The organism is Flavobacterium sp. ACAM 123, from assembly GCF_000264055.1.
Classification (GTDB): Bacteria; Bacteroidota; Bacteroidia; order Flavobacteriales; family Flavobacteriaceae; genus Flavobacterium.
The window spans coordinates 1-26,968 of sequence record NZ_AJXL01000049.1 but is presented as its reverse complement, the minus strand read 5'-3'; the positions used below and the strand labels follow the sequence as shown (position 1 = coordinate 26,968).

At 35.4% G+C, this 26,968-nt stretch carries 21 protein-coding genes, 1 tRNA gene and 1 pseudogene; 14 read left to right on the top strand and 9 right to left on the bottom strand.

The annotated features are described in order from the left end of the window. Window positions 1–35: 35 nt before the first annotated feature. The 5 genes from A3SG_RS0110495 to A3SG_RS0110475 form a co-directional block, all read right to left on the bottom strand. Window positions 36–3,209: an efflux RND transporter permease subunit gene (locus A3SG_RS0110495; RefSeq protein WP_016989979.1), complete on the bottom strand. Its 3,174-nt coding sequence runs from the start codon at window positions 3,207–3,209 to the stop codon at window positions 36–38. A gap of 74 nt (window positions 3,210–3,283) precedes the next feature. Further along, window positions 3,284–4,345, bottom strand: coding sequence for an efflux RND transporter periplasmic adaptor subunit (locus tag A3SG_RS0110490; protein WP_016989978.1), 1,062 nt, complete (start codon window positions 4,343–4,345; stop codon window positions 3,284–3,286). Window positions 4,346–4,349: 4 nt separating this feature from the next. Then, complete coding sequence (locus A3SG_RS0110485; protein WP_029596739.1) at window positions 4,350–5,693, bottom strand: TolC family protein; 1,344 nt, start codon at window positions 5,691–5,693, stop codon at window positions 4,350–4,352. Beyond that, entirely contained in the window at window positions 5,693–6,289 is a 597-nt protein-coding gene (locus A3SG_RS0110480; protein ID WP_016989976.1) for a TetR/AcrR family transcriptional regulator, read from the bottom strand. Before A3SG_RS0110480 ends, A3SG_RS0110485 begins: the two co-directional genes overlap by 1 nt. A 79-nt stretch (window positions 6,290–6,368) precedes the next feature. Then, window positions 6,369–6,911: a YceI family protein gene (locus A3SG_RS0110475; protein WP_016989975.1), complete on the bottom strand. Its 543-nt coding sequence runs from the start codon at window positions 6,909–6,911 to the stop codon at window positions 6,369–6,371. Window positions 6,912–7,066: 155 nt separating this feature from the next. On the opposite strand from A3SG_RS0110475, the gene A3SG_RS0110470 reads away from it, so the two are divergent. Then, the gene (locus A3SG_RS0110470) at window positions 7,067–8,041 is read left to right on the top strand and encodes a polyprenyl synthetase family protein (RefSeq protein WP_029596738.1); all 975 of its coding nucleotides are present in this window, start codon (window positions 7,067–7,069) and stop codon (window positions 8,039–8,041) included. Between the two features lie 56 nt (window positions 8,042–8,097). Then, a complete protein-coding gene (locus tag A3SG_RS0110465; protein WP_016989973.1) occupies window positions 8,098–8,457 on the top strand; it encodes a hypothetical protein in 360 nt (119 codons plus the stop codon). 78 nt (window positions 8,458–8,535) lie between these two features. Here the strand turns inward: A3SG_RS0110465 and A3SG_RS0110460 are convergent, their stop codons facing one another. After that, the gene (locus A3SG_RS0110460) at window positions 8,536–9,039 is read right to left on the bottom strand and encodes a hypothetical protein (RefSeq protein ID WP_016989972.1); all 504 of its coding nucleotides are present in this window, start codon (window positions 9,037–9,039) and stop codon (window positions 8,536–8,538) included. A 146-nt stretch (window positions 9,040–9,185) separates the two neighbouring features. Here A3SG_RS0110460 and A3SG_RS0110455 point away from each other — a divergent pair, with 146 nt between their 5' ends. The 3 genes from A3SG_RS0110455 (at window position 9,186) to A3SG_RS0110445 (ending at window position 15,692) form a co-directional block, all read left to right on the top strand. Further along, a complete protein-coding gene (locus A3SG_RS0110455) occupies window positions 9,186–11,963 on the top strand; it encodes a 2-oxoglutarate dehydrogenase E1 component (protein ID WP_016989971.1) in 2,778 nt (925 codons plus the stop codon). Between the two features lie 157 nt (window positions 11,964–12,120). Beyond that, the gene (gene odhB / locus A3SG_RS0110450; RefSeq protein WP_016989970.1) at window positions 12,121–13,362 is read left to right on the top strand and encodes a 2-oxoglutarate dehydrogenase complex dihydrolipoyllysine-residue succinyltransferase; all 1,242 of its coding nucleotides are present in this window, start codon (window positions 12,121–12,123) and stop codon (window positions 13,360–13,362) included. A 413-nt stretch (window positions 13,363–13,775) separates the two neighbouring features. Further along, complete coding sequence (locus tag A3SG_RS0110445; RefSeq protein WP_198008514.1) at window positions 13,776–15,692, top strand: T9SS type A sorting domain-containing protein; 1,917 nt, start codon at window positions 13,776–13,778, stop codon at window positions 15,690–15,692. A 291-nt stretch (window positions 15,693–15,983) separates the two neighbouring features. On the opposite strand, the gene A3SG_RS0110440 is transcribed toward A3SG_RS0110445, so the two are convergent. Beyond that, window positions 15,984–16,727: a hypothetical protein gene (locus tag A3SG_RS0110440; RefSeq protein ID WP_232226341.1), complete on the bottom strand. Its 744-nt coding sequence runs from the start codon at window positions 16,725–16,727 to the stop codon at window positions 15,984–15,986. Between the two features lie 28 nt (window positions 16,728–16,755). After that, a pseudogene (locus tag A3SG_RS19665) lies at window positions 16,756–17,192 on the bottom strand (retropepsin-like aspartic protease). A 96-nt stretch (window positions 17,193–17,288) separates the two neighbouring features. Between A3SG_RS19665 and A3SG_RS0110430 the strand changes: the two are divergent. The 5 genes from A3SG_RS0110430 (at window position 17,289) to A3SG_RS0110410 (ending at window position 21,484) form a co-directional block, all read left to right on the top strand. Beyond that, window positions 17,289–18,056 (top strand): TatD family hydrolase, encoded by a 768-nt coding sequence (locus A3SG_RS0110430; RefSeq protein ID WP_016989966.1) that lies wholly within the window; start codon window positions 17,289–17,291, stop codon window positions 18,054–18,056. Between the two features lie 69 nt (window positions 18,057–18,125). Further along, on the top strand, window positions 18,126–19,268 hold the full coding sequence (locus A3SG_RS0110425) for a 1-acyl-sn-glycerol-3-phosphate acyltransferase (protein WP_016989965.1): 1,143 nt from the start codon (window positions 18,126–18,128) through the stop codon (window positions 19,266–19,268). After that, window positions 19,252–20,280, top strand: coding sequence for an asparaginase (locus A3SG_RS0110420; protein WP_016989964.1), 1,029 nt, complete (start codon window positions 19,252–19,254; stop codon window positions 20,278–20,280). Before A3SG_RS0110425 ends, A3SG_RS0110420 begins: the two co-directional genes overlap by 17 nt. 62 nt (window positions 20,281–20,342) lie before the next feature. After that, a tRNA-Ser gene (locus A3SG_RS0110415) sits at window positions 20,343–20,429 on the top strand. Between the two features lie 323 nt (window positions 20,430–20,752). Then, window positions 20,753–21,484, top strand: a complete 732-nt coding sequence (locus A3SG_RS0110410) for a porin family protein (protein WP_016989963.1) — start codon at window positions 20,753–20,755, stop codon at window positions 21,482–21,484. Here the strand turns inward: A3SG_RS0110410 and A3SG_RS0110405 are convergent. Continuing rightward, window positions 21,479–22,084, bottom strand: a complete 606-nt coding sequence (locus A3SG_RS0110405) for a hypothetical protein (RefSeq protein ID WP_016989962.1) — start codon at window positions 22,082–22,084, stop codon at window positions 21,479–21,481. The two genes, A3SG_RS0110410 and A3SG_RS0110405, sit on opposite strands and share 6 nt — an antisense overlap. 257 nt (window positions 22,085–22,341) lie before the next feature. Here A3SG_RS0110405 and A3SG_RS0110400 point away from each other — a divergent pair, with 257 nt between their 5' ends. From A3SG_RS0110400 to A3SG_RS0110385, 4 genes are all read left to right on the top strand, one after another. Next, the gene (locus A3SG_RS0110400) at window positions 22,342–24,786 is read left to right on the top strand and encodes a bifunctional UDP-N-acetylmuramoyl-tripeptide:D-alanyl-D-alanine ligase/alanine racemase (RefSeq protein WP_016989961.1); all 2,445 of its coding nucleotides are present in this window, start codon (window positions 22,342–22,344) and stop codon (window positions 24,784–24,786) included. 73 nt (window positions 24,787–24,859) lie between these two features. After that, window positions 24,860–25,282, top strand: a complete 423-nt coding sequence (gene mscL, locus A3SG_RS0110395) for a large conductance mechanosensitive channel protein MscL (protein WP_016989960.1) — start codon at window positions 24,860–24,862, stop codon at window positions 25,280–25,282. A gap of 168 nt (window positions 25,283–25,450) precedes the next feature. Continuing rightward, entirely contained in the window at window positions 25,451–26,440 is a 990-nt protein-coding gene (locus A3SG_RS0110390) for an aspartate-semialdehyde dehydrogenase (protein ID WP_016989959.1), read from the top strand. Window positions 26,441–26,539: 99 nt separating this feature from the next. After that, a complete protein-coding gene (locus A3SG_RS0110385) occupies window positions 26,540–26,884 on the top strand; it encodes a hypothetical protein (RefSeq protein ID WP_016989958.1) in 345 nt (114 codons plus the stop codon). The last annotated feature ends 84 nt before the right edge of the window (window positions 26,885–26,968 follow it).

Sequence of the window (26,968 nt, the reverse complement as noted above, 5' to 3'; positions counted from 1 at the left end):
GAACGAGGTAATTTTTATGTTTTGAAGAAGTGGAATTACCCTTTGTGTTCTTTATTATATTCATCCTCACTTAATACCTGAGGTTCATAGTCAGCAACTATCAATGCATCATAGTCTGTTTGCTTTCCTTTCGTAAATTTATAGATCAGTTTTTCCATGATTTCATAAATTACCGGAACAATGATCAACGTCAGGAATAGTGAGCTAATTAGTCCACCAATGATTACCCATGCCAATCCGTTTTTCCATTCGGCACCTGCGCCAGCGGCTAATGCAATTGGGAACATACCAAACACCATCGCAATGGTTGTCATCAAAATAGGGCGCAGACGAGCATGGTTGGCTTGGATCAAAGCCGTTCTGATTGTTTCACCGGCAGCTCTTCGCTGGTTTGTGTAGTCCACAAGCATAATCGCATTTTTACAAACCAAACCAATTAGCATAATAACCCCAAGAATCGTAAATATATTTAAAGTGTTATTTGTCAAAGCCAAGGCTAGTAAAGCTCCAATAAAGGAAAGCGGAATGGCAAATAATACCACAAACGGGTGAGCAAAACTATCGTATAGTCCCACCATTACAAGATAAACTAAGATGATAGCAGCTAATAAAGCAAAACCTAAGGTTCCAAAACCTTCACTTTGATTTTCCTGATCACCACCCCAAATATAGTTCACTCCAACTGGTTTTTCCATCGTCGTCAACTTCTCTTCAAGTTGAGCAACAACAGTTCCTACTGGAACACCAACTGTCTGTCCTTTTACGGTAACGGATGCCGTTTTGTCTCTACGCTCTAATTGACTTGGTCCTGAACCTTCTTTAATAGTTGCAAATTGAGATAATTTAATTTGTTCCCCTCTGTCATTTATAAAAATAAGGTTGCTCACATCATTAATGCTTTTTCTGTCAAAACTGCTGTATTTGATATTGATGTCGTATTCATATTCACCAGCTCTGAACTTACCGTCCGTATTACCACTATAAGCAGTTTGCATGGTCATACCAACAGTTTGTAAAGAAAGTCCAAGCGCAGCCATTTTATCTCTATCGACCTTAACATTAATTTCAGGATTTCCAGTTTCTACAGATAATTTTACTCCAGTAGCTCCAGGAATTTTATTTAATTCTTTCTCTGCGGCTTTTGCAAAAACCATCGCACTTTCTAAGCTGGTTCCTGTTACGATTAATGCAATAGGAGCATCTTCAGCGGTTCCAAGAATACCCACTGGTACTGTTTTTACTTTAGCACCAACTAATATTTTTTCTAATTGCAGTTTCATCCGGGCAGCATAGACGTAAGAATCATCTGTTCTGTCTTTTTGATCAATCATTTTAACGTCAATCTCTGATTTGTATGCAGTAGATTGAGAAGCACCCATGCCTTCACTCGTTTGACCTACTTTAGTAATCAGACTTTTCACATATTCTTGTGTGTTCAAAAAAGCTTCTGCCTTTTGTGCCATAAAATTACTTTGTTCTAATGAAGCATCTTTTGGTAGTTCTATTTGAACTAAAAATTCTCCACTATCTGATTTGGCAAAAAATTCTCCACCAATGAACCCAAACGGAACTAATGCTATGGAACTAAAGAATAAAACCAACACAACAGCTAAAGTTGTTTTATAATGATCTAGACACCATTTTAGTAAATTGGTAATCCAATTTGTAAAACGAGTTAATAACTTTTCGAACCCAAGAATAACTTTACCAAAAGCATTTTTACCTTCAATATGTTCAAGTTTTCCAAAACGAGAAGACAACCAAGGAATTATTGTAAAGGAGGCCAGTAAGGAGAATAAAGTGGAAATAATTACCGTAACACAAAATTGTGTAATGATATTTGAAACTAATCCGGTGCTCAGAGCAATAGGTAAAAACACCACAACAATTACCAAAGTAATGGAGGTCACGGTGCCACCTATTTCGGCTGTTCCGTCATAAGCTGCACGAACCCTGTTTTTACCCATTTCCATGTGTCTATAAATATTCTCCAATACCACAATGGCATCATCAACCAGAATACCTACAACCAGCGATAGTCCTAATAAACTCATCAAGTTTAAAGTATATCCCAGATAGTAAAACCCGATGAAGGTAGAAATCAAAGACGCAGGAATAGAAACCATTACAATTAAGGAGTTTCTGATACTGTGCAAGAAAAACAACATTACAAAGGCAACAAGAAATACAGCAATCAATAAATCATGAATTACGGAATCAGCAGCTTCTAAGGTAAAAATCGTACTGTCATTAGCGACATTTAATTTCACCGCGTTATTTTTATAATCGTTTTCTAATTTCTTAATGGTTTTATACACTTGTTCACTAACCGCAACTGCATTCGCATCCGATTGTTTTACGATTTGTAGGATGATGGCGCTTTTTTGATCGACACGGGCGATTTTTTCAGCTGTTTTTTGTCCGTCTTGAACATCGGCTATATCTTGTAAACGAACTTGAATCCCGTTTTTTGAGGATACAACTAAATTTCTTAGCTCTTCTACATTTTTGTATTTACCGGCTAAACGAATCAAGATTTTTTTATCGCGTGTTTGAATATTACCAGTAGGGAAGTCCAAGTTAGAGGATAAAATCACTTGTTGCACTTGCGGAATAGAAAGACCATACCCTTGCATTTTGATGGCATCAAGACTCACTTGTATTTCACGTTCTTGGCCACCAATGATGTTTACCTGAGCCACTCCATTTACACGGGACAAAACAGGAGCTATTTTTTTATCGATTAAGTCATAAAAAGCAACTTCATCCATGTTGCCGTTAGCACCAATAGTCATAATTGGTAAATCACTTAAGGAAAATTTACTTAAGGATGGTGCTTTGGCGTCTTTAGGTAAATCACTTATGATTGCATTTATTTTACGTTGCGCATCATTTAGGGAAAGGTCAACTTTTGCTTTTGTGTTCAGCGTGATCGAAACTGTAGAAAGACTTTCGTACGAGCGAGAGTCAATTTTTTTAATGTTTTCCAATGAAGCCACAGCGTCTTCAATTTTTTTCGTTACCGTATTTTCTACTTCCGAAGGAGAAGCACCCGGGTAGATGGTTGCTACTGTAATTACATTCTGTTCAAATTTTGGGATTAATTCGTAACCCAATTGGCTGTAGCTAAAGAGCCCACCAAGAATCAAAATCGTAAACAGTACGATTACTAACGACGGCCGTTTTATGGATATTTCTGCTAATTTCATATATAATTTAGTTTCAGGTTTCAGGAGTAAAATTCCAGTTTAACAAACTTTAAATTTTAAATCTGGAACAATTTTTATTTGATAATTTCCACTTGTGTTCCGTCAGTCAAGTTGATTTGACCGGTAACGATTACAATTTCATTATCAGAAAGCCCGTCTAAGATCTCTACTTTGTTACCAAGAATTCTTCCTGCTGTGACACTTTTTAATTTCGCAATTCCATTTTCTACAACAAAAATTTGATTGCTGCTCACACTTCCTACAAAAGCATTTCTCGCTACTACCATCATAGATTCTTTTTGTTGTTTGGAAGCAAATTCTGCCGTTCCGTACATTCCTGCTTTTAAGTCATTAGAAGGGCTGTTTGTAATTTCGATTTCGACAGGAAAGTTCAAGCTTGAATCTGCCATTGGAGCGATGAATGTAATTTTTCCAGCGAACTTAGCATCAGGATATACACTGGCGGTAACATTTACTGTGTTTCCTAATTTTAAACCAGCAACTTGGTTTTCATTGATGGAAACTTTCAGTTTTAATTTGGAAACATTTACAATTTCAAACATTGGCGTACCGGCGCCCAAAACAGAACCTGGCTCGATATGCTTCTTATTGACTATTCCGTTGATAGTTGATTTAATATTAGTATCACCTACGTTTACTTTTGCTTGCTGTAATCTCGATTTTGTAGTTACCAAGTTTAACTTAGCCTGATCTAATTGTTGTTTTGTTACGCCTCCAGTAGTGTATGCATTTTCAAAACGGTTGTAATCAGACAATGCATTTTGATACGTAGCTTGTGCAGTATTTAGGTCAGAGGTAATTTGTTCGCTTCTTACGATAGCCAACGTTTGACCTATTCTCACTTTAGATCCTTCATCAACTAGCACTCTTACAACTCTTCCTGGCTTTTCTGCTGAAAAGTTTAATTCTTGTAGTGGTTCAAAAATTCCGTTTACTGAAAAGTCTAAAGAAATTTCTTCCGTCTTAACCGCTTCTGTTTTTACGGATACACTCGCGTTTTTTTGCGCGACGATAGCGGTTTTTGCTGCGTTTTCTTTTTGGTTATTCATTAAAGTAAAAGCAATAAGCCCTAATGCGCCGAGTATTATAATTGCTATTAGTATATTTTTTTTCATTTTATTAATTATTTAGTAGTGATTTTAGTTCTCCTTTTGATTTTATTAATTGAATTTCTGCTAATTTGTAATCTAATATTGCAGACGTGTAGTTGTTTTGTGCCTCAGTAAAGGCATTTTCGGCGTCTAACAAATCAGTTAGAGAAGCTAAACCCTGTATGTAATTGTTTTTTGTGTTTTTTAATACCTCTTGTGCTAATTGTGCATTCCCTTTTTGATTTTGTATCGTTATAATACTATTGTCAATTTGAGTTTTTGCATTGGCATAAGCCAAATCAAGAGCTAGTTTTGTGTCTATTAAATCTTCTTTCACAACTCTTAATTGGATATCTGCTTGTCTAACCTTAGAACGAGTCTCAAATCCAGAAAAAATAGGAACTCTTAAATTTAAACCTACAGAAGAAAAATCAGACCAAAAAACACCATCGGATGGCTTTGCTCCCCAAGGCATTTGTGGACCCTGACCGATATAATTGTATCCCGCAGAAAGAGAAAGTGTAGGGTAGTATCCGGCAATTATGGATTGTTTTTGGAATTCTAAAAGTTGCTCTTGTTTTTTCATCAGTAAAAACTCTGTTCGTATTTCTGTATTCGGCATTTCTGTAAATGCCCGAGGCGTAACTTCGAAAGCAGCTTGTGGAATATTAATTTCCGTTTCAATAGGCATTCCCATATAAAATTTCAAGGCATTTTCTTGAATTTGAACGCCATTCAATACTTGTTGGCGTTGTGTTTTTATATTTGAAAGTTTTACTATTATTCTGTCTAAATCAATTTTTTTAGATAAACCATTGTCATAACGTCCTTTAATAATGTTTTTTACCTTTGTGGTGTTGATGTAAGTGCTGTCCAAAACGGTTAAATTTTGTCGGCGAACATAGACTTGGTAGTAGTTGTTTGCCACTCTTTCAATCACTTGTTCTTCCGTTAACTGCTCATTGATTTGGTAAAATTCTCGGGTTGACTTAGCCGCCTTCAAACCAGTGAAAACTGATTGATCAAATAAGTTTTGAGTTAAAGAAACACCGGCAGTTGAAACCCATTTCTGACCAAAAGTAGCCTGAATGGTAGTTCCTGGGTCTCCTCCAAAAGATCCTGCATCAAGAAAAGTAGTTTGCAAAATGGGATTATAAGTCAGTCCTCCATTAGCATTAATATGTGGTAAGGCTCTAGAACGAACTTCCTGAATCTGATATTCGCTATTCTCCACTTTAAGTCTTGCTTTTTTAGCTTCAGATTTATTTTCTAAAGCATAAGTAATCGCGTCCTTTAAAGTCAGGGTCTTTGCTTTTTGTGCATTTGCCATAAAAGCAAATGTTAGGAATGATATTAAAATTATTCTCTTCATTATATCGTCGGGTTTAGTAAATGTTTGTCAAGTTCGATTAGTCCTGCAGCGGTGGCCATAGCTCTGGTATGGTATTCTAAAATTTGTAATTCTAATTCCTGTGATTCTTTTTCTGAGCTAGTACTTTCTTTTATAGAAAAGATCAAGTTGTAATAAAATGTTGTGTAGTTTCCAATATTGATATTATCACGATACAGTCCTTGTTTTATACCTTCTTCGATATTTTTTTTAAAGATAGTATTGCATTCATTTATTTCTCTGAGCATTACTTTTTCATGTATTTCTGGGTAATGTTTTTTTAATTGATAGATAGGTGAAGTGTCTGAGGACTGAAACATTTCTTTAAACATTTTTCGAATCTCAAAATTTTCTTGAATTGCATTGTGCTTTTTATTTACAATGTTGTCAATAATTTCATGTATTTCTATATGCATTAAGGCGGTACTTTCTTCAATAAGAATTTCCTTGTTGCAAAAGTATTTGTAAATTGTTTTTTTAGAAATACACATTTCACCCGCAATATCATCCATTGTGATGCTCTTAAAACCTAGTTTTAAGAACATTTCACTTGCTTTGCTAATTATTTTCTCTTTCATTATTTATGCTGAAATTGATTTTTTTCTTCTCTTAAGATAGATAACAGTATAATTCGGTGGGTAAAAGTATCTACTTAGATTAAATCGTAAATTCTAAGTTGGCAATTAATTTAATGTTTTGACCTAAAGCAGTCCTAGTAGTTTGCGCTAAGTAGTTTGTAGTGAGGTCAAAATCACTACGGTTTATTTGTCCAGTAATTTCAAACAATGCTTTTCTTGTTCCTTCATAAGAGGTTATACTAATTAATGCAGCATCAAGTTCAACTACTTTTGTAATGTTTTTGATGGTGAGGTTCCCTTTTAAGAAATTGATGTTTTTACTTATTTTTTGAAATGATGTTGATTTGAAATTGATAAAAGGAAAGGTATCAATGTCTAAATAATCATTTACGATTAAATTAGTATAACGGTCATTGCCGTTGATGCCTTTATTGTTGAGATCTAGTTGAAATTCAACTGAAGCATCTTCTATCTCGTCTTCATGAATGTTTAAATGCCCATTAAACTTGTTAAGAGATCCGGCTATATAGGCGATTATGGAATGTCTTGCTTTAATTAGAACATCAGATTGATCAGAGTCAATAGTCCATTTTGTCGCTACAAGAGGAAGGGTTGCATTCATGATAATAATAAGTTAAATTTCGAATGCAAATGTAATGCGGAAACTTTGAATACTAAAATAGTTTCCGTTGTTTTTTTATTTATTTTACGTTTCATTTAAAAACGTAGTTTGTAATGAAGTATGAATGCTGTAAATTAGCCCAAAAAATTATTTTTATGCATGCCATTGACCAGTTCCACGATTTTTTCATTACTTATTTAGAAAAGCAAGCTATTACTAAAGAGCCTGAAAATCTGTATGATCCCATCGCCTATATATTAGGGTTAGGTGGAAAGCGAATTCGTCCAGTCTTAACATTGATGACTGCGGAGATTTTTAATGGAGATTATAAAAAAGCGCTTCCTGCGGCCATGGCTGTTGAGGTCTTTCATAACTTCTCCTTAGTTCATGATGATATTATGGATGATGCGCCTTTGCGACGAGGAAATAGGACTGTTCATGAAAAATGGGATATTAACACTGGTATTTTATCAGGTGACGCAATGCTTATTTTAGCCTACCAATATTTTGAGCAATATGAGCCAACTGTTTTTATGAGATTGGCAAAATTATTTAGCAAAACGGCACTTGAAGTTTGTGAAGGACAACAATGGGATGTTGATTTTGAAAAGAGAGACAACGTTACCATTCCAGAATACCTCAAAATGATTGAGTATAAAACAGCGGTGCTTGTGGCGGCCGCCATGAAAATGGGAGCGATAGTTGCTGAAGCTTCTGAGGAAAATGCTAATTTGATTTATGAGTTTGGGTTAAATTTAGGATTGGCATTTCAATTGCAGGACGATTATTTAGATGCTTTTGGTAACCCCGAAACTTTTGGAAAGCGAGTAGGAGGTGATATAATTGAGAATAAAAAAACATACTTATATCTTAAAGCAATAGCCTTTTCTACAAAAGAAGACGCTGCGCAATTGCAGCACTTGTTTACAATGCAGCTTGAGGATAATGCAGTTAAAATTGAATCAGTAAAAGAGATTTTTAATAATTCAGGAGCATCAAAAGCAAATCAAGATGCAATTCAAGAGTACACTTTTAAGGCTTTTGAAACTTTAGAAAAAATGAATATCGAAGAAACTAAAAAGGACGTATTAAGAGTTTTTGGTAAAAATTTAATGGGACGTAAAGTATGATTCTGTGTTTCTTAATTCAGAATATTTAATCTAAAAACGAACAGTATACAATCAAAATGACCATATTTATAGCTCCACAAAATACAGATTTGTTACTTTCTGAAGCTGAAAAAGAAGCTTTGTATCTTAAATTAGTTGAACAAATTAATAAGGATTTTAATTTAGCCAATGAAGCGATAGATTTTCCAATGAGTGTTTCTCCCAATGAATTAAAAATTCAATTGCATGAAAAGATTTACAGATTGATTCAGTACAAATTTGCTGAATACCTTAATCTGCTTTATATCATCGATGTCTCTGAAGATGAGGTCAAAAAAATGGACGGTTCTGATTTGGTTGTATTGGCTGAGCAAGTCTCTTTTTTGATATTAAAAAGGGAATGGCAAAAAGTTTGGTTTAAAAACAAGTACCGTTAAAATGTAGGGCTTAGAAGTTAGAGCAGCCGGTTTCCCGCGCGACAACCGTTGGTTTTAAATGTACATTATGTTTCTTTTTCAAAAATAAACCCGTACAAACGGCATGAAAGGACTGCCATAAATATTGTTATCATCGTTAAATACATTGTAACGGGCTCCTATCGTCGCGTTTCCGCTACGGTAACCTACTCCTAAAAACAGACCGGAATTCCAATAATTTTGAGAGTTACCGGTCGTTCCATCTAAATTCATATTAACGCGCAGTTCCTCTAATTCAGCAGAAAGCTGGATTATTCTTATGGGATTAAATAACCCTATAATACTGCCACCATACAAATGAGAAGCATAATAATTTTTTTGTTTTAGATAGGTGTATTGGGCTCCAATACCCAAAGCTACCTGTTCATTGAAATTATAAATAGTACTTGGGGCCAAAGAAATATCAGTATAATCTGATCCAAAGCCTAAGCCAATTCCACCTCCAAATTGGACGTTCTTCCAGAAATTACCACTCGATTTAGATGTAATTGTTTGTTGTTGTGCTAACAAAGCATTTGAAATTAATGTGATAAAGACAATCAAAATGAACTTTGAAACATTCTTACAGCTGATTTTTCTTCATAAGTATCTATATTTTTAACATATTAATATATAAAAGTAAATATAAATTTAGCGGATTATTGTACTTTTGCATAACTATTTTAACTAAAAGTATATTCACTAATATTATGGATAGGTTTTCATTTCTAAACGCAGCACATACAGAGTTTTTCGCACAATTATACGATCAGTACCTAGACAACCCAGATAGCGTCGAGCCAAGTTGGAGAAGTTTTTTTCAAGGTTTCGACTTTGGAATGGAAACATTCGACGGAGAACTCCCGGCACAAAGCGTTGCCAGTCCATCTGCTGGAACCGCGGACTATCATCAAATTTCAGAAAAACTTCATAAAGAATTTAACGTACTAAAATTGATTGAGGGGTATCGTACCCGTGGGCATTTGTTTACAAAAACAAATCCCGTTAGAGATAGAAGGACTTTTGAGCCTTCCTTAGATATCAGCAATTTTGGACTTTCATCAGCAGATTTAAATACTGTTTTTGATGCTGGTAAAATAGTGGGCAAGGTGCCTTCTACACTTACTGAAATAATAGCACATCTTGATGCTATATATTGTCAGCACATTGGTGTTGAATATATGTATATCAGAAAGCCGGAGATTGTTCAATGGATACAAGAAAAAGTAGGACAGAACGATAATTTGCCCGATTTTTCAATTGATCAGAAGAAATCAATTCTTCGGAAATTAAATGAAGCGGTTGCTTTTGAGAGCTTTTTGCACACTAAATATGTGGGGCAAAAACGTTTTTCACTGGAAGGTGGAGAGTCGATAATTCCAGCTCTTGATACATTAATTGAAAGAGCTGCCGAAATGGGAGTGGAGCAATTCGTAATGGGAATGGCGCATCGGGGTCGTTTGAATATATTGGCAAATATTTTCAACAAATCTACGCAAGATATTTTCGGAGAGTTTGAAGGTAAAGATTACGATAAAGAATATTTTGATGGGGATGTTAAGTACCATCTAGGACTTACTGCCGACAAAACAACGAGGACAGGAAAGAAAATCAACATTAACTTGGCGCCTAATCCTTCACACCTTGAAACAGTGGGTGCTGTAATCGAAGGAATTACAAGAGCCAAACAAGACAAGTATTTCCCGAATGACTTTTCAAAAGTATTACCCATTGCCGTTCACGGTGATGCTGCGATTGCAGGACAAGGTATACTTTATGAAATTGTTCAAATGGCGCAGTTAGACGGATACAAGACAGGCGGTACAATTCATATTGTAATTAACAATCAAGTTGGTTTTACAACTAACTACCTGGACGGAAGGTCCTCCACCTATTGTACCGATGTGGCGAAAGTAACTTTATCTCCAGTATTGCATGTAAATGCAGACGATGCTGAAGCTGTAGTGCATGCTATGATTTTTGCATTGGATTTCAGAATGCGATTTGCACGTGATGTGTTTATTGACTTATTAGGATATAGAAAATACGGGCACAACGAAGGGGATGAACCTCGTTTTACACAACCGGTGCTCTATAAAATTATAGCAAAGCATAAAAATCCGAGAGATCTTTATGCTGATAAATTAATGGCTGATGGTATAATTGACGCGACCTATGTAAAAAGTCTTGAAAAAGAATACAAAGCCGATCTCGAAATGAACCTAGAAGCTTCTCGCAAGAAAGACTTGACAGTCATTACGCCGTTTATGAGAAATGAATGGTTAGGTTTTGAGCAGGTTACTGACGTGCAAATGCTGGAAAAGGTAGATACTTCCTACTCAAAAGCTGGTCTAACTCAGGTTGCTGATGCGGTTTGTAATTTACCAACGGACAAAAAGTTTATCAATAAAATCCAAAAGTTAATCAATGATAGAAAAACAATGTTTTTCGATACAAACAAACTTGATTGGGGAATGGCGGAGCATTTGGCTTATGGATCTTTATTACAAGAAGGTTTTGATGTTCGTATTTCTGGACAAGATGTAGAGCGTGGAACTTTTTCTCACCGTCATGCGGTAGTAAAAGTAGAAGATTCTGAAGAAGAAGTAACATTAATCGATAGACTAGAAGGTAAAAAAGGAAATTTTAATATTTACAATTCACTATTGTCAGAATATGGGGTTTTAGGTTTCGATTATGGGTATGCATTAGCAAATCCAAACACGTTAACAATATGGGAAGCGCAATTTGGAGATTTCAGTAATGGAGCCCAAGTTATGATTGACCAATACATCTCCTGTGGAGAGGACAAATGGAATAATCAAAACGGGATTGTTTTATTATTGCCTCATGGATATGAGGGGCAAGGAGCGGAGCACTCATCAGCAAGAATGGAACGATATTTACAACTTTGCGCAAGACAAAATATGTATGTAGCTGATTGTACAACACCGGCCAACTTCTTCCACTTGTTGAGAAGACAAATGAAAACGAAGTTTCGCAAGCCACTTATTGTGTTTACACCGAAGAGTTTGTTGCGTGATTCAAGATGTGTTTCTACTATCGAAGAGTTCGAAAATGGAAGTTTTCAAGAAACCATCGATGATGATTCAGTGAATAAGGCTGATATAAAAACATTAGCTTTTTGTACGGGTAAATTCTATTATGAGCTTACCGCCGAAAGAGAGAAAAACGAACGTAAAGACGTAGCGATTGTAAGAATAGAGCAGTTATTCCCATTGCCGGTAGCGCAGATAGAAGCAATTATTGCAAAGTATCCAAACGCTGACGATTATGTTTGGGCACAAGAAGAGCCGAAAAATATGGGGGCATACAGCTTTATGTTAATGAATTTCAACTTGGTAAAATGGAGACTGGCGTCATTGAAAGCCTATTCTGCATCAGCTTCAGGAAGTTCAACAAGAGCAAAACGTCGTATGGCAGATGCGATACGAATGGTTTTTGATAAAGATTTATTTAACAATTAGAAGCTGTTTCCTGCGCCGGAAGTTTCGGGATGCTCTATCCAAGCTAAAAAGTATTGAACACCGCTGCGATCAGGACTAAAATACGAATACAAAATAAATAGTAATTGTGGTTGAAACAATTCAAGTAATAAAACTCATAATTTAAAAATTATACAAGATGATTTTAGAAATGAAAGTCCCATCACCAGGGGAGTCTATAACAGAAGTTGAAATTGCAACTTGGTTGGTAAAAGACGGAGATTATGTAGAGAAAGACCAAGCAATTGCTGAAGTTGACTCTGATAAAGCGACTCTAGAATTACCTGCAGAAGCGAGTGGGATTATCACGTTAAAAGCGGAAGAAGGCGATGCAGTGGCGGTAGGGGCAGTAGTTTGCTTAATTGACACAGATGCAGCTAAGCCGGAAGGTTCTGACAAAGAAGAAACTGCCGATTCTGAAGCGACACCGGAAGCTCCAGTTGCCGAAGCTCCAAAAGCGAAGTCTCCAGCAGCAGCCCCTGAAACTCCAGCGGAAACATATGCATCAGGAACACCATCTCCAGCTGCAAGAAAAATTTTAGACGAAAAAAACATAATACCTACTTCAGTTAAAGGAACAGGAAAAGATGGTAGGGTGACTAAGGATGATGCTGTAAAGGCTACACCATCTATGGGTACTCCTACGGGAGGAAGTCGCGCATCTGAGCGTACAAAACTTTCAATGTTAAGGCGAAAAGTGGCCGAAAGGCTGGTTAGCGCTAAAAATGAAACAGCCATGTTAACTACTTTCAATGAAGTAAACATGACACCTATCAACTTAATTCGTAATGAGTATAAAGAAGCGTTTAAGGCAAAACACGGAGGCGTTAGTTTAGGGTACATGTCCTTCTTTACAAAGGCGGTTACAAGAGCATTAAGATTGTATCCGGATGTAAACTCTATGATGGATGGAGATTATAAAATTGCTTACGACTTCTGTGATATTTCAATCGCAGTTTCAGGACCAAAAGGACTAATGGTTCCTGTTGTTCGTAATGCTGAGAACTTAACTTTCCGTGGCGTAGAGGCTGACATCAAAAGGTTAGCTATTAAAGCACGTGATGGACAGATTACCGTTGATGATATGACTGGTGGAACTTTTACCATTACTAATGGTGGTGTTTTCGGAAGCATGTTATCGACTCCTATTATCAACCCTCCACAATCAGCTATTCTGGGAATGCACAACATTATTGAACGTCCAATTGCCGTAAACGGTAAAGTGGAAATTCACCCAATGATGTATGTTGCACTTTCCTACGACCATAGGATTATCGATGGTAAAGAGTCTGTTGGTTTCTTGGTTGCTATTAAGGAAGCGTTAGAAAGCCCAATGGAGTTATTATTGGATAATGATCCGAAGAAAACCTTCGAACTATAAGAAATTGTTTTATTTATTAAATCCCACCTTGTTTTAACAACAAAGTGGGATTTTTTTGTTTTTGGTACTTTTTCTACGAAATATTTAGTAAATAGTCAATTTTAATATTGTCAATAATTAGTATTATTATTCGTATTTATGTATTTTTTTTACAAAATAAGTGTATTTAATATAATTTTTATTTAAAATAATAACATTATACCATTACATTGCCACAACATTTTGAAATAAATAATACGGTTTTGATTTTTTATAAAATATTAAAATAGAGTTAAGTGTCAGTTATGATGAGATTTAATGTTTTTTTTAGCTGTAAGGTTTCTTTTTATTCTGTATAGTTTTTAGATACGAGGAATTTACCAAATCAATGCAATATGTTTTTAAATTTGGTAATAACCATTAAAATTTTTACTATGAAAAAATTTACTTTATTATTTTTCCTATTGACTATTTCATTAGGATACTCACAACAAGTACTAATTCAAAATTTTGAAACGCCATCTTCTTATGCTTTCGAAGGTTTTGAAGGCTTAGGTAATGCTTCAATCGTTTCTGATCCTGCTTCGGGAGGAACGAGATTGAATAGCTTACAGCTTGTAAGTGCGTCTACTGGTCAAACATACCAAGGTGCTGTAGTTAATTTGTTGACAAGTAAAATTAAATTAACAACAGATAAAACGATTAAAATTGATGTTTATGCAACTAAGGCTTTTACTCTTTTAGCCAAAGTGGAGGGCGGTGGAGCAGGTCCAAATTCCGCTGCATCACAAAATTATACTACTCCTAACGCTTGGCAAACACTTACTTTTACTTACACTCAAGCTTTAGATGGAACTGCTACTGCTAATGGAGAATATTCTAAAATTGTATTTTTTCCCAACTGGAAAGCTACAAATGATGGGTTTGATACTCCGATAAACTTTACACTTAACATAGATAATATTGTTGCAGAAAAAGGAACTGTTGTTGCACCAAGCTCAGCGGTGATAATTCAAGATTTTGAAGCATTATCGTCTTATACTTTTGAAGGTTTTGAAGGCTTAGGTGGAGCTTCAATCGTTTCTGATCCTGCTTCAGGCGGAACGAGATTGAAAGGGTTACAATTAGTTAGTGTGTCTACTGGTCAAACATACCAAGGTGCTGTGGTTAACTTATTAGACGGTAAAATTAAATTAAGAACTGATAAAACAGTTAAGATTGATGTTTATGCAACTAAGGCATTTACTCTTTTAGCTAAAGTAGAGGGCGGTGGAGCTGGTCCAAATTCAGCTGCATCACAAAATTATACTACCCCAAACGCTTGGCAAACACTTACTTTTACTTATACTCAAGGATTAGATGGAACGGCTAATGCTGATGGAGAATATTCTAAAATTGTGTTTTTCCCTAACTGGAAAGTTACAAATGACGGATTTGGTACCCCAACTAATTTCACACTTAACATAGATAATATTTTTGCAGAAAAAGCTGTCGTCGTTGCCGATCCAGCACCTACTGTTGCTTCTCCTAAACCAAAAAACTATACTACTCATTTAGCTTTGCTTGCTGACATCACAGATACGGGCGCGTTTACTAATTTTTGGAATCCAAGTTATTATTTTGGTGAGAACCAAGGAACTCCAGATTTAGATTCTACTACAGGAGTAAATAAAGCGATAAAAATGAACTTGAATACAGGCTGGGGAGGTGGTATTAACACCGCTGCAGCTGGTGATGTAACTACTGATGCATCTGCTAATGACATGGTACATATTGATTATTATGTTCCAAGTTCAGTGGCTCCAGGTGCTAGTGGTCATCAATTCTATTTAGACTTGATTTCTAGAACTGGCGGCACAAATACAGAAGCTTTTTACGGAGTTGGTTCAACTATAAATGCTGTTGGACAAGGGAATTCTAATTCTGTTGATAAAGTTATCGTTTTTGACTCTTGGCAAAGCTTAGATATTCCATTATCTGTTTTTGTTGGGAAAGGATTCAATCCTGCTACTTTCTTCCAATTTAAACTAGGTGCAAGCTCTGATATTCGTACAAAATTAGTTTATTTTGATAACATCTTTTTTTATAAAGGATCTACTTTAGGAGTTAAAAACTTTTCGTTATCAAATATAAATATGTATCCAAATCCGGTTTCAGATGAAGTAACAATCGAGGCTAAAAATTTGATTCAAAAAGTGGCGGTGTTTAATTTATTGGGACAAGAGGTTTTATCTCTTAGCCCTAAAACAAATTCTGCAAAAATTCAAACAAGTTCACTTAGTAAGGGTGTTTATGTTATTACAGCCACTATTGATGACGTTGTTTCGTCCTCAAAATTTATTAAGTTCTAGTAGTTCTGCTTGGTAGTAGAACAGATGTAAAACACAAAAAGCATTGGATTTATCCGATGCTTTTTGTGTTTTACATCTGTTTTAACAATAGGAATTTATTAGGCTTATTCTAAAGTAAAGACTCAATAGCATGCGACATTCATTCTAAGAAAGCCGTTCTAATATAATTTAGGATCGAAGATATAATGGAATAGCCTCCGTATTGAGGTTATTCTTATTTATATTTTTAGTTTTTCCGAAGTAGTTTTCTGAAGAGTTTTAATAAAAAAAACAGTCAAGGTGCTGAGTTTTTTAATTCACTTTAAATTCTACCCAATCAACAAGAGCATAATTCTGGATAGTAGGAATGTGATCGCCTATGAAATGTAAATTTTCTACGCTGCAAAAGATATTAAATTTTTTATTCTTACCATAATTAAGTTGGGCTGTCGATCTAGTAATCCCATTTATTTTCCAATTTGCTATATAGTGCTTCCTTGAGTTGAATCTTAAATCAATTGTCAGTGTATACCATGCTTCTCTTTTAATTTTAATTTGTTCAGAGTGATAGGGGTTTCCTTGGGAAGTCATATATAGGATAAGATCGTCAGTTTGTGCTTTTAATTCCGTTCGTTTGCTTTGCGTACCATACCCTATTTCATAGTCAATCTCGTGCTTATCGTTATGATATAAAAAAGCACCGATGCTTGCTTTATCGCCAATTCCCATTGCGGGAATATATATATTCCAAGTGTAAGTACCCACCCCAAAATTTGAAATGGTTTTAACTTTAGTTCTTTCCCAAGTACCTGCAGAGCTAAATAGTTTCAAATTTCCATTTATAATACTGTAATGTGCAGCTCCATTTAATGACGCATCTTGCCATTGGTTTAAATTATTAAAATTCCAAATGTTAGTAGTAATTCTGGAAGGTTTAGAAAAGACGTTGGGTGAAGTTTTCTGGGTATTCGAATGTTGAGCACTTATGTCTTTAGGAACACAATAAAATAGTAGAAGGACTATCAATGAGATTAGTCTGGAAGTGCTATTATTCACGTCTAGTAATTAATTGATGAATAATTTATTACTGTAAATATAGAAAATAATTTGCATAATCGACAACTGCTTTTCCCTTCAATAATATATCAGCTCCAATGATCCCATGAACGGGTTTTGCCTTGTGTTGAATTAAAGCCTCGTTTACGTGAGACAAATCAAAAATCACCAAATCAAATTCGGAATCTTTCCACAATCCAAGTTGTAACTTATTATTTAATGCGGTTTGTGTCAACATTCCTGTAGCGCCCGCCCCCGAAGCTTTTGTCTTGGAGTACTCCGCTGTAAGTTGGAATAACTCAACGCTTTCAAACCCCACGCAGCTGTTTGAGGCTCCGGTATCAAGAATAAAATCGCCGGACACCCCATTGATTTTTGCTTTTATCAAAAGGTGTTGTGTTTTGGTAATTTTAAATTTAATTTTTTGTATTTTTCTTTTTTAAGAATGTCTTGTAGGTTTTTCATGAAGTAAGAATGATGTTCAAAAGTAATCTAAAAAAACGGAGATATTCAAAAACTAACAATCCAAAATAGTAACTTTACAGCATTCAAATATATAAAATGACAATTACTGACACGCATACCCATCTTTATAGTGAAGAATTCGATCTAGATCGAGACGAAATGATTCAGAGAGCACTGAATGAAGGGATTTCCCGTTTCTTTGTTCCCGCCATAGACTCTTCTTACACTGAGGCCATGTATGATTTAGAAAAGAACTATCCGGAGCATGTTTTTCTTATGATGGGATTGCATCCTACTCATGTAAAGGATAATTATTTAGAGGAATTACAACATGTTGAAGAGGAATTGACAAAAAGAAAATTCTATGGCATTGGAGAAATTGGGATTGATTTATACTGGGATAAAGCCCATTTGCCAGAACAGCAAATTGCTTTTAGGAAACAAATTCAAATGGCAAAACAATATAGCCTACCCATTGTTATTCATTGCAGGGATGCTTTTGATGAGGTATTCGAAATATTAGAAGAGGAGAAATCTCCTGAATTGTTTGGAATATTTCATTGTTTTACTGGAACTCAGGAGCAGGCATTACAGGCTATATCATATAATATGAAACTGGGTATTGGTGGAGTAGTAACCTTTAAAAACGGAAAAATTGATCAGTTTTTAAACCAAATTGATTTAAGTCATATTGTTTTAGAAACAGACTCTCCATATCTTGCTCCGACTCCTTTTCGAGGGAAAAGAAATGAAAGTAGCTATTTGTTAAAAGTAATTGATAAATTGGCCGTCATTTATAATCTTTCAGTAAAAGAAATTACGGCGATTACAACCGAAAATTCGAAAGTGATTTTCGGTATTTAAAATAGAATTTATTGAAAATTAATATTTTTTTTGTTCATTTGCCCACCTAAATTAACCAAAACGACCAAAATGCAAAAATTTGACGCTATTCGGCCATTTTATGATGCTGAAATTAACGAGTCTATACTTCGTGTGATTCATCATCCGATGATGAAGTCATTAATGAACTTTACCTTTCCTGAGATGTCCGATGAAGAGTGGAAAGAACGACTTACAAAAACGCAGTCTATTCGTGACTTTCAATGCAATTTTATCTATCATACACTTCTTAAAGTGCTTGAAAAAAGCTCTGATGGTTTAAGTACTTCTGGGTTTGAAAAGTTAGAGAAAGGAGAGTCTTATTTATTCATATCAAACCATAGAGATATCTTACTGGACACGACATTGCTTAATGTGGCTCTGTTCGAACATGGTTTAGTGATGACTGCCTCAGCTATTGGCGATAATTTGGTAAAAAAAGATTTTCTTAACATATTGGCAAAGTTGAACCGTAATTTTTTAGTAAAAAGAGGTTTGACTCCGCGTGATATGTTGGGAAGTTCAAAAACTTTATCTGAATATATAGGGCATTTATTGCTTCATGAAAGTCGGTCTGTATGGATTGCACAACGGGAGGGCAGGACTAAAGACGGTAATGACGCCACTAATCCCGGGGTTTTGAAAATGGTTGGAATGGGATCTGATGAGGCTAATCTGATGGACTATTTCAAAAAAATAAAGGTCGTGCCAGTAGCAATTTCTTATGAATATGATCCGACCGATGTTCTGAAAATACCGCAATTATTGGCTGAGGCCAATAACGAAGTGTATATCAAGGAAAAGAATGAAGATTTCATGACGCTTTTAAGCGGAGTAATGGGTCAAAAGAAGCGAATTCATATTCAGATAGGCGATATTCTCAAGACTGAAATTGAAGAAATCAAGGGTGGATTAAGTAACTCAAACAAGCAAATTCAAGCGCTTGCACAGGTAATTGACGATTCTATAATAAAGAATTATAAGTTGTGGCCTACCAATTATATTGCATATGATATTTTAAATAAAACTAAAATCTATTCTAATCTTTATACAGCAGATGAGAAATCACTGTTTGAACGTAGATTAGAGATGCGGATAGATGCTGAAAATCCTGTTGCATTGCAAGGGTTACTTGACATGTATGCAAACCCGGTCGTCAATAAATTAAAAGCTACGCATGAACTCAAAAGCTAAGATTCTTTTAATATACACTGGAGGAACTATTGGGATGCGCAAGGACTTTGATACCGGAGCCTTGAAAGCATTTAATTTCAGTAAATTATTACAACGAATTCCCGAGTTGAAACAATTGGATTGTGATATTGAAACTATTTCATTTGAAGAGCCTATTGATTCTTCCAATATGAATCCAGAAGAATGGGCCAGAATGGCAACGATAATTGAGTCAAATTATGTAGAATTTGATGGGTTTGTTGTCCTTCATGGGTCCGATACGATGTCTTATTCTTCGTCAGCACTGAGTTTTATGCTTGAAAACTTGGCAAAACCAGTCATTTTTACGGGTTCTCAATTACCAATAGGGGATTTGCGTACAGATGCCAAAGAAAATTTAATTACCGCTATTCAAATTGCTTCTTTACAACAAAATGGTCTCCCCGTTATTAATGAGGTGTGCCTTTATTTTGAATATAAGTTGTATCGAGGGAATAGAACGACCAAGATAAATGCGGAACATTTTAAAGCATTTACGTCTCCTAACTATCCTGCGATGGTGGAATCCGGGGTTCATTTAAAGATGCGATCGGAATTATTTTTAGCTAAAAATAAAGGTAAGGAATTAGTAGTGCATAAAAACCTAGACAATAACGTTGCGATAGTCAAAATGTTTCCGGGAATGAGCGAAGCTGTTTTGTCTGCTATTTTTGAAATACCTAGTTTAAAAGGAGTTGTACTTGAAACGTATGGTGCCGGGAATGCACCTACTGAGGACTGGTTTATTGCTTTATTGGTTAAGGCAATAAATAACGGGATGCATGTCATCAATGTGACCCAGTGTTCTGGAGGAAGCGTAAATATGGGTCAGTATGAAACCAGCACGGGTATGAAAGCCATAGGTGTAATTTCAGGAAAAGACATTACCACGGAGGCTGCCATCACTAAATTGATGTATTTGTTGTGCCAAAATAGTGCGCAAAAAGATTTTAAAACTAGTTTTGAAACTTCTTTGCGAGGTGAAATACTATAATAGTGTGATTTTACTTTTCTAAGTCACTTTTTTTAGTTGTTCTTTGCAAACCTTAAATAAATAGAGAGGTGTCCGAGTGGCTGAAGGAGCTAGCCTGGAAAGCTAGTATGTGGGTAACTGCATCGTGGGTTCGAATCCCATCCTCTCTGCAATGAAATCAATGCTTCCTGAAAGGGGAGCATTTTTTGTTTTAGAGTGTAACAAACTTTTTTGGTTGGATAAGCGATAAAACAAAAAAGGTTCAGGCATGAAATGCCATTCATTCATTTATTTGGGAGACTCCCTTCGCAAGGAATGCGAGATGCAATCCCATCCTCCATGAAACAAGACAGCTTTACTGATTTTTATAATGATCTTTAGCGTTGTCTATTCAAATAGTTTTTGAAAGCAATACGCATCAAGAACCCTTCAAAATCCTATATTTGCATTATTATTGAAAAGAGTCCAATCGTAGCATACTTTTAAGAACGCTATGAAACAATCATTAAACCAAAAGAACACTATGCGAATCATTTTTAGTTTTTTTCTAATACTGTCAGTTTCTGCTGTTTTTTCGCAAGAAGCAGACTTAATTCAGGAAAGTTCGGAAGTGAAGGTTGATTCCTTATATAGAGAAGATCAATTCTATTTTGGTTTTACTTACAATACGTTGCAACAGAATCCTGACGGGGTATCACAAGATAAGTTTTCCGCAGGTTTATCTGCAGGTTTTCTTAGAGACATGCCAATAAATAAAGACAGGACGCATGCTATAGCTGCTGGTCTGGGTTTTACTTATAACAATTTTATTCAAAATCTCGCTATAACTGGAACGGGGGAAATGCCTGTCTATTCTGTCATTGACGGAAAAACAGTATTTAACAAAAACAAATTCACACAATTATCAGTCGATGTGCCCATTGAGTTTAGATGGAGGACCTCTACTTATGAGAGTTATAAGTTTTGGCGAATTTATGGCGGGGTAAAATTTAGCTATTTACTTAACAATAAGTCTCAATTCTCTGACGAGCAAAGTAAAGTGGAAATTACTAATAATAAGGATTTCAACAGATTCTTATACGGTATCTATCTTTCTGCGGGCTTTAATACAGTCAATGTACATGTCTATTATGGATTAAATCCAATTTTTAAGACGGCAGAAATAGACGGGGAAAAGATAAATATGAAGGCGCTTAATATTGGGATCATCTTTTATGTCTTATAGCCACAAGTACAATAGCAGTATTTGTGGAATGCTACCCAAAAGAACCCCGATGATTAATTCCATGGAAGTGTGTGCTTTCATTACTAAACGGGAGGAAGCAACAAATCCATTCGTAATAGTCAGAAAAGTAATGGCAAAAATATTTTGGGATTGATAATGAACGCTTAGTCCAAAAACAAATACCGTCAATGCACTTATACCCATCATATGAAGGCTCGCTTTAGTCTTAACAAACAATAAAAAAAGTGCTATTAAGGTGCTGAATAAAGCTCCTAAAAGAAAAAAGTGTAACACCGGATGACGATCCACTGTAATGCTTTGTCGTACCAACAGTATAATTAAAAAACATTGGATCAAGAGTGGTATTTTGCGTTCGGCTAGTAGTGGAGCCATTATGGAACCAATTTTACCGGTTGCCCGTAAAAGAAAGAAAAATAGAATCGGAATTAGTACGGTAATAATCAGCACCTGAAGTAGAATGAAATATTTTTCTTGGGTAAAGAAATAAGAATTATTTGAAAAAAGGTAAAATAACGTAGCATAAACCGGAATAAATATCGGATGAAAAACGTAAGAAAATAAAGGAATAATTTTTTTCAAGAGTACTGCGATTAATTATCCAAACAAATATAAGGAATATAGCAAAAGAGTTCCTTTAAAAACAGTCGTCATTTGTACGAAAAGCAAAATGGCCTTACGCTTTTAAATTATGTTGCGTTGTTGTAACTTTGGAAAGAAGTGTTATTTTTGAGAAAGTTCCCAATAGAAGTAGTTTTTTAGTAAGCTACTTTTGCTTGAAAAAGATAGCCTTTGTGACACTAACATAAATAAACTGGCATTAATCGCATAACATAACAATGAGCATACTTATTCAAAACATAGTTCCTATTATTAAGGCTAGGGCCGTTGGCAATACAGCAGAAGCTGTGATTGATACTGTTTCTATAGACAGTAGATCATTGCAAAACAGCGTTCATACTTTATTTTTCGCATTGATTGGCCCTAATAATGATGCACATTCCTATATTAAAGATTTGATAGCTACGGGAGTGCAAAATTTTGTGGTTTTGCATATTCCAGAAGGTTGTGCAGATAAGGCTAATTTTCTTATTGTAGAAAACACTTTGGATGCTTTACAGCAATTTGCAGCTTATTATCGCAGGCTCTTTCAGTTTCCCATAATTGGTTTAACAGGAAGTAACGGAAAAACAATCGTAAAGGAGTGGCTTAACTTTCTGTTAAGTCCAGATTTTAATGTAATCCGCAGTCCCAAAAGTTATAATTCTCAGGTAGGTGTGCCGTTATCGATATTTGCAATTAATGAAAAGCATAACCTGGGCATTTTTGAAGCAGGAATTTCTACCGTCAACGAAATGGTGAAATTAGAAAAAGTCATTCAGCCTACCATTGGAATTCTAACAAGTATCGGTTCATCTCATGATGAGGGTTTTCTTGATTTAGAAGAAAAAATTAAAGAAAAGTTAATTCTTTTTAAAGAGGTTGAAATTTTAATTTATCAAAAAAGGGATCTTGTAGATAAATTGATTCTGCCAATAACAAAGACATTTAGTTGGAGTTTTAGAAGGGCTGAAGCCGATATTTTTGTTTATAAAAAAGAGACAGAGGACCAGGACACAGTCTTATATTACAAATACAAAGCAAATTCCTATAAGTTGAAAATCCCATTTCAAGATACGGCATCCATAGAAAATGCGATCTCTTGTTTAATGGCATTATTGTATTTTGATTATGATATTGCAACGATTCAATCTAGGATGCTATTGCTATTTCCTGTGGAAATGCGATTAAAAGTGAAAACTGGTATCAATAATTGTAGCCTTATCGATGACAGTTACAGTTCTGACTTTCAGTCTTTGAAAATCGCGTTAGATTTCCTTGAAAGTCAAAAGCAATTCCCAAAGAAGACGGTTATTCTTTCTGATATTTTTCAAAGCGGTTTGTCTAATGAGGAACTGTATTCCAAAGTTTCGCAATTGATTGTTTCTAATAACATTAGCCGAGTCATAGGCATTGGAGAAACGATATCCGAATTCAAAGATACCTTTGTCAATAGCATCATGTTCAAAGATACGGCCGAATTTATTTCCAATTTTGAAAACCTGGAGTTTGCAAATGAAACTATTTTGATAAAAGGGGCTCGATCCTTCCAGTTTGAAGAAATCGTTTATTTGCTCGAAGAAAAAACACATGAGACTGTTTTGGAAATTAATCTGAATGCAATTAGTTATAACTTAAATTTCTTTAAGTCCAAATTGAAATCAAATGCAAAAATCATGGTTATGGTAAAAGCATTCGGTTATGGGAATGGCGGTATGGAGATTGCCAAATTATTAGAACACCACAAAGTCGATTACTTGGGTGTGGCTTTCGCCGATGAAGGAATTTCATTGAAAAATGGAGGTATTCATTTGCCAATCATGGTTCTGAATCCTGAGAATACGAGTTTTGCAGCAATTATACAATATAAATTAGAACCGGAAATATATTGCCTAAAAGGGCTTTATGCTTTTGTAAAAATTGCAAAGGAAAAGAATCTGCATCATTTTCCCATCCATATCAAATTAGATACGGGGATGCATCGTCTCGGTTTTGAGAATGAATCTATGGATGAATTGATAGCCACGTTAAAAGGAAATGAAACGGTCAAGGTGCAAAGTATTTTGTCACATTTGGCTACAAGTGATGATTTGAAGCATCGTGACTTTACACTTTCCCAAATTAGTTTATTCGAAAAAATGTCTTCTAGAATAATGGATGAATTGGGCGTGGACCCGATTCGTCATATTTTAAACACTTCTGGGATAAGTAATTATCCAGAGGCTCAATTTGACATGGTTCGTTTAGGAATTGGTGTTTACGGAGTGTCGAATGATCCGGTAGAGCAAAAATATTTAGAAAACGTGGGTACGCTGAAATCAGTGATTTCGCAAATTAGAACCATTACAGTAGGTGAAAGTGTGGGGTATGGCCGAAAATTTATGGCTGAGAAACCTACGAAGGTCGCAACAATACCCATCGGTTATGCAGATGGAATTTCTAGAGGTTGGGGAAATGGGGCTGGCTTTGTCAACATAAAAGATAAAAAAGCTAAAATATTAGGGAGTGTTTGTATGGATATGTTGATGGTTGATGTTACTGAAATTGATTGCACAGAAGGGGATTCGGTAATTGTTTTTGGCGAAAGCCCAACCGTTGCCCAAATAGCAAAAAAGCTAAATACAATACCCTATGAGATTCTTACCAGTATATCTCAACGTGTAAAACGGGTTTTTTATCGATAAGATTCGATTCGCAGTGCGTGATTCGTGATCATTAGTAGTTTAGAGATTTCTAAATAATTTAAAATTGAAATTTATGGGTTTTTTTATCGACTTCAAAGCTTCTTTGATGAAGGGAGATGTTTTGAGTTTAGCCACTGCCGTTGTTCTTGGTGGTGCATTTGGAAAAATTATAGCCTCTGTTGTTGAAGATGTTATTATTCCAATTATTGGTTTAATGACGGGGGGTGTTGATTTTACACAAAAATTTATTGCGCTTGATGGCAGCCGTTATGAAACTTTGGATGCTGCGAAAGAAGCAGGGGCTGCTGTCATTACTTATGGTAATTTACTACAAGCGACTATCAATTTTCTTGTTATTGCTTTGTTTGTCTTTGTCATTTTGAGAGCTGCTGAAAAAATTAAAAAGAAAGAAGTGATTGTTGCCAAAGAGGCAACACCTGCTGGACCTACTCAAGAGGAGTTACTGATTCAAATTAGAGATTTATTGAAAAAATAAGAATATCGTTATGCTATGAGGCACCTCTTAACCACCCGATAAACCGGGTGATTTCTCGCTTATGTTATAATTGTAACATTTTGTTATTTATTGTGAATCGCCTTGTTATGATTTGAATATTACTTACTTTTGCACTTCAAATTAAGAATTCTATAATAAATATATACTATGAGAATTGCAGTTGTGGGTGCTACCGGTATGGTTGGCGAAGTAATGTTAAAAGTATTGGCAGAGAGAAATTTTCCTGTAACTGAATTAATTCCGGTTGCATCTGAGAAATCAGTCGGGAAACTTATCGAATTTAAAGGAAAGAGTTATCCCGTTGTAGGAATGCAAACGGCAGTCGACATGAAGGCAGACATTGCTTTGTTTTCTGCAGGGGGTGAAACATCCTTGGAATGGGCACCAAAATTTGCTGCTGCCGGAACAACCGTTATCGATAATTCATCAGCATGGAGAATGGATCCTTCAAAAAAATTGATTGTTCCTGAAATCAATGCCGTTTCTTTGACAAAAGAAGATAAAATAATAGCGAACCCTAATTGTTCGACAATCCAAATGGTGTTGGTTTTAGCACCATTACATAAAAAATATAATATAAAGCGTGTTGTCGTTTCTACTTACCAATCAATTACTGGAACAGGTGTAAAAGCGGTAGAGCAATTGGAAAATGAATATGCAGGAGTTCAAGGTGAAATGGCGTATAAATACCCGATTCACAGAAATGCAATTCCACAATGTGATTCATTTGAAGAAAACGGATACACCAAAGAAGAAATGAAATTGGTGCGTGAAACTCAAAAAATATTAGATGATAAAACAATCGCTGTCACAGCAACTGCGGTTCGTGTTCCTATCGTTGGAGGGCATAGCGAAGCGGTTAACGTGCAGTTTTCAAATGACTTTGTAGTGTCAGACATTCAAAGTTTGTTGCATCATACAGATGGTGTTGTCGTACAGGATAACAATGATACCTACACGTACCCAATGCCAATGTATGCACAAGGAAAAGACGATGTTTTTGTGGGTAGAATTCGCCGAGACGAAAGCCAAGCGAACACGTTAAACATGTGGATCGTTGCTGATAATTTAAGAAAAGGAGCTGCGACAAATACAATTCAAATTGCTGAATATTTAGTTGCGTCGAAATTGGTTTAACTAAATGAGCACTATATTCTGAACCATCTGTGTTAACAATTCTTTAGTTTTGTTAAAACAGGTGGTTTTCTGATTGATGTTTTCTTACATTTGTAAAGTATGAAAAAGAAGCAACTTATAATTAGTCTTTCTTTGGCAGTAACGGTATTGTTTTCAATACTGTTTCAGTCGGTTCATAGCTATGGGCATTTTGTAAAGGAATTTTTTCAAACGGAATGCCATCACAAACACAACGGAAGTACTGCTCAAATAACACATAAGCATCATAGTTTTGATACTTGTAAAGTGTGCCATTTTGCTTTTGGCTCTTATGTAGCTCCAAAGGTCTTGGTTTACACACTCATTTCAAATTTCAAAGAAGCACCTTATTTTTATAAAACTGCTAGAGCTATTTTCTCTTTTTCAGGTAGTTTGTATTCCCTTCGAGGTCCGCCATTAGTTTAAATAATATTTTATAGTAGAATGTCATTTTCAAATATTGGAAATGATTCGCCTGTCTTTTTATTTTAAACAAGAAAATGCAAAAAA